This is a genomic window from Bradyrhizobium sp. P5_C11_2, from assembly GCF_054049755.1.
Map to the genome: position 1 here is coordinate 1 of NZ_JBFULT010000742.1, position 3,027 is coordinate 3,027.

Annotated in this window: 3 protein-coding genes; all 3 read right to left on the reverse strand. The window is 63.1% G+C overall.

Going from position 1 to position 3,027, the window contains the following annotated elements; genetic code table 11:
• On the reverse strand, nt 1-1,233 hold a 1,233-nt coding region (locus ACXJL8_RS37840), incomplete at its 3' end, for a serine hydrolase domain-containing protein (protein ID WP_456686691.1).
• Nucleotide 1,234: 1 nt separating this feature from the next.
• Nucleotides 1,235-2,521, reverse strand: coding sequence for a serine hydrolase domain-containing protein (locus ACXJL8_RS37845; protein WP_456686692.1), 1,287 nt, complete (start codon nt 2,519-2,521; stop codon nt 1,235-1,237).
• A 42-nt stretch (nt 2,522-2,563) separates the two neighbouring features.
• The coding region (locus ACXJL8_RS37850; protein ID WP_456686693.1) for a macro domain-containing protein at nt 2,564-3,027 on the reverse strand (464 nt) is incomplete at its 5' end.

Below are 3,027 nucleotides of genomic sequence, written 5' to 3' on the forward strand. Positions count from 1 at the left end.
CTTCAGCGCCAGCTGAATCCGGCCGCGCTGCGACGGGGTCTGCACCATGAATATCCCGAACAGATCGTCTTCGGGATCGATGAAGAAGAAGGTTCCGCCGACACCGTCCCAGCGATACTCACCGAGCGGCCAGGAGGTCGCCGGCGGCACCGAGGTGCGCACGGCGAAGCCGAGGCCGAAGCCGGACGTCCCGCCGGGATAATAGTTCTGGTCGCGCGCGATCTTCGTCTCCGGCCCGATGTGATCCGACGCCATCAGTGCAATGGTCTCGGGCTTGAGATAGCGCCGGCCTTCATAGGTCCCGCCATTCAGCAGCATCTGCGCAAAGCGGGCGTAATCGCCGATGGTGCCGACGAGGCCGCCGCCGCCCGATTCCCATTTTATCGGCCGCCTGGGATCGCGGACCTGCGTCGTCGGATTGATGTTGCGATCCTCCGGCATCGGCTCGGCAATGCGCGGAAATTTTGCGGGATCGGCGACGTAGAACGCGGTCTCGGTCATGCCGAGCGGATCGAGCAGCCGTTCCTTTTCAAACTGGAGCAGCGTCTTCCCGGAGATCACCTCGACGACACGGCCGAGCACGTCGGTGGAATAGCCGTAGTCCCACACCCTGCCGGGCTGCTCCACCAGCGGCAGCGTGGCGATCTTGGCGGCGAATTCGGCGTTGGTCAGATTGCTGTTGAAGAGATTGGCGTCCGCATAGAGCGCGTGCACCATGCCGCCACCGTAATAGCCGTAGGGCAGCCCGGAAGTGTGACGCAGCAGATCCTTGATCGTGACCGGACGTTCAAGCGGCTCCAGCTCCAGCGCGACCTTGCCGTCCTCGGCCTTCTTCTCGACGCCGATCTTCATGCCGGCAAAGGCCGGAATGTATTTCGAGACGGGATCGTCGAGCGCGAGCTTGCCCTCCTCGACCAGCATCATCGCCATCACGGAGGTGATCGGCTTCGACATCGAATAGAGGCGGAAGATCGTATCCGCGCTCATCGACATCTCGGTCGCGACGTCCCGGACACCGAAATTCTCGTAATAGACCGGCTTGCCGTGCTGCTGGAGCAGCAGGATCGCGCCGGGAAACTTGCCGGTCGCGACCTCGTTCCGGATGTAGTCGGAGACTTTTGCCAGGCCTTCGGGCGAGAGGGTGCGTGCGCCGCGTCCCTCGGAGCCCGCTTTCGCACCGATTGCACCGAACAGAAGGACGAGCGCCGCGAGCAGCGCGCGGCGCCCGCGCATGTCAATTCTCCAAGGCTTCATAGACCAGTTGCTTCAATGTCCGCTGCACCCGCTGGCGCTCGGTGGGTGTCTGTTCCAGCAGCACGAAGAACATGTCCTGCTTGGGGTCGATCACGAAATAGCAGCCGGAGGCGCCGTCCCACTTCAATTCCCCGAGATCGCCGGGCGGCGKCGGCTTGGCGTTGCCGGGATCGGTGCGGACGGCAAGGCCGAGGCCGAAGCCAAAGCCGTCGCCGGGGAAATAGAAATAGTCGCGGCTGACCCCCGAGGTCGGGCCGACCTGATCGGTCACCATCAGCTTGAACGTCTCGGGCTTGAGAATGGTCTTGCCGTCGAGGCTGCCGCCATTGAGCAGCATCTGCGCAAAGCGCTCATAGTCTGCCATGGTCGTAACCATGCCACCGCTGGCGAATTGAATTTTTTTGACAACCGTTGGATCGTTGATCCGGCCGACGCGAAAGTCGGCGTCATTCGGTACCGGCTGGGCCAGAAGCTTCTGCTTCTCGGGGTCCGTGACGAGGAAGCCGGTGTCGACCATGCCGAGCGGATCGAGCAACTTCTCCCGCTCGATCTCGAGCAACGGCTTCCCAGCCGCGATCTCCATCACGCGCGCCAGTATGTCGGTGGAATGGCCGTATTGCCAGAGCGCGCCCGGCTGGTTGTGCAGCGGCAGTTTGGCGATGCGCTCGGCGAACTCGGCGAGGTCGAAATCGCCGGCATAGATATTGGCGTCGCGATAGGCCTTGCGCACCAGGCTGTCGCCATAGAAGCCATAGGTGACGCCGGACGTGTGGCGCATCAGATCGAGCACCGTCATCGGCCGCGCAGGCGGCACGAGCTCGAGCGACTTGGTGCCGTCGTCGGCCTTCTTCTCGACACCGACCTTCACGTTGGCGAAGGACGGAATGTATTTCGAGACGGGATCGTCGAGCTTGATCTTGCCGTCTTCGATCAACTGCACCGCGACGACCGAAGTGATCGCCTTGCTCATCGAGAACAGGCGGAAGATGGTCTTGTCCGTAATCGGCGCCTTGCTGACCACGTCCTGAACACCGAAGGCTTCGTGGTAAACCGGCTTGCCGTGCTGCTTGATCAGCACGGTCGCGCCCGCGATCTTGCCCGTCGCGACCTCATTCTTGAAGAACTCGCTGACCTTGGCGAGCTTGTCCTGGTTGAAATGCGCGCCTGCGGGGATTTCGTAGGTCCCCTCCGCGCGCGCGAGCGAGATCGCGCCAAGCGACACCAGCACGCCGCAGGCGACCGTACGCAGTCCAGAATGTAAAATCATATCCCCTCCCCGGAACATGGCGGCCGGAGTGTACTTGCGGCGTCAGCTGGCACAAGGGCTGCCATAGCGCGCCAAAACGTCCGTGTGGAGAGCGGCGCTCCTCTGCGAAAAACAACAAAATATGACGCGGGCAATGGAGGGCGCAGCCGGCAGGGCTTCAATGATCGTGTGAACCGCAATCGTCGCGGCCTGGTCGGCCGGAAAGCGATATACGCCGGTCGAGATCGCAGAGAAGGCCAGTGAGGTCAGTCCATTGGCCTGGGAGAGCTCGAGCGCACGACGATAACAGGAACTGAGCGCCTCCGCCTCGCCGCTTGTGCCGCCATGCCAGACGGGACCGACCGCGTGGATCACATGGCGGGCGGGCAGAAGATAGCCCCTGGTGATCTTGGCATCGCCGGTCGGGCATCCGCCAAGCGCCCGGCACTCGGCGAGAAGCTCGGGACCGGCAGCGTCGTGAATCGCGCCATCCACACCGCCTCCGCCAAGGAGCGACGAATTTGCGG